General features: G+C 70.2%; 3 protein-coding genes. All 3 read left to right on the top strand.

The annotated features are described in order from the left end of the window. Positions 1–359: FAD/NAD(P)-binding protein (locus tag D2K64_RS23655; protein ID WP_238384404.1), on the top strand; the 359-nt coding region annotated here is incomplete at its 5' end. Between the two features lie 12 nt (positions 360–371). After that, positions 372–653, top strand: coding sequence for a hypothetical protein (locus D2K64_RS23650; RefSeq protein WP_157986113.1), 282 nt, complete (start codon positions 372–374; stop codon positions 651–653). 33 nt (positions 654–686) lie between these two features. Next, the gene (locus D2K64_RS23645) at positions 687–1,181 is read left to right on the top strand and encodes an FAD/NAD(P)-binding protein (protein WP_120010872.1); all 495 of its coding nucleotides are present in this window, start codon (positions 687–689) and stop codon (positions 1,179–1,181) included. The last annotated feature ends 77 nt before the right edge of the window (positions 1,182–1,258 follow it).

Below are 1,258 nucleotides of genomic sequence, written 5' to 3'. Positions count from 1 at the left end.
CAGCAGGGGCGCGTTGCGATCTGAGGCGACCATCCTGCGCGCGAAGGCCGTGCAGCAGCGGGTACTTCGAGGTGTCCGAATGGCTGGCCGCGCGGCCAGACGCTCCGGCGATGGCTCTAGGCTTCCTGGTGTTCGCGCCGAGGCAGCTCTACGGGCGCTATCTCGCCGAGCAATTCCGGGCGGCAAAAGGGCCTATGCTGCGGCACCTGCCACATTCGGTATCCCGACCGCAACGGCAGTCCAGCGGCTTCCTTCTGGAAGCTGGCGGCCGGCAGCACCGGGTGGATCGGGTGGCACTGGCGGTGGGCGGCTTTGCCGCGCCGGATGAGGCGCCGAGGCCAGTGTTCAGCAACCCCTGAGACCCCGCCGCCGTGCAGGATCTAGCCCCCGATGCGCCCGTGCGTCTGGTCGGGCCGGGGCTGACCGCGGTGGACGTCCTGATCTCCCTGCGCCGGCACGGGCATCATGGTTCGGTACTGGGCCTGTTGCGCCAGGGCTGGCTGCCCTTGTCGCACCTGCCACGCGCCGTGCCACCGGTTTCGGTCGACCTGCCGGAGGGTGTTGGCCTGCCGGCTGCCTTGCGCCGGATCCGGGAGGCGGCGCGTACCGCCCTGGCGCATGGACAGCCCTGGCAGGCCGTGCTGGACGCGTAAGCCCGCAGGTGCAACGCCTTTGGGGCGGCTGGGATGTTTCAGCTCGGGCGAGACTTCTGCGATGCCCGAAGCCTGTGGAACCTGCACCGGCACCGGGTGGCGCCGCAGATCGGCGACTTCCTGGCGGAGCAGCGGCGGTCCGGCGGCCTGGAGGTCATGGCCGGACGGCTGCTGTCCTGGAGCGATGCAATGGGCGGAGCGGAGGTGGTGATCCGCCGCCGCGGCGGCGGCCAGCTGCGCCGGCAGGTGGCGCGGATCATCCAGTGTGTCGGGCCGGATGGGGTCTCGACGTGGCGGCAAACGGCGCCGATGCTGCAGCTGCTGGGCGAGGGGCTAGCGCTGGTCGAGCCGTTGGGGCTCGGTCTGCAGGCGCGAGCCGATGGCCAGGGGATGGGTGCTGCCGGGAACATCGTGCCCGGCTTCGCCGTAGTGGGGCCGCTGACTCGTGGCCTGTTGTGGGAAATCACCGCCGTTCCGGAGATCCGTGCCCAGGCCGCGGCGGCCCTCAGCGGCTTCCTGCGCCCTTGATCATTCTCATGGAGGAATGGTGAAGATTCTTGTTTGACGGGTTCTGGGGTGGGGGTTATAAGCCGCCCCACGCCGCT

It is taken from the genome of Teichococcus vastitatis, assembly GCF_003604215.1.
GTDB lineage: Bacteria > Pseudomonadota > Alphaproteobacteria > Acetobacterales > Acetobacteraceae > Pseudoroseomonas > Pseudoroseomonas vastitatis.
Note: the sequence above shows the minus strand (reverse complement) of the source record. Positions and strands in the feature narration are given on the sequence as shown.

Coding starts and splice junctions, on each gene's coding strand:
- D2K64_RS23645 (WP_120010872.1), top strand. CDS start 687: ATGTTTCAGCTCGGGCGAGACTTCTGCGATGCCCGAAGCCTGTGGAAC.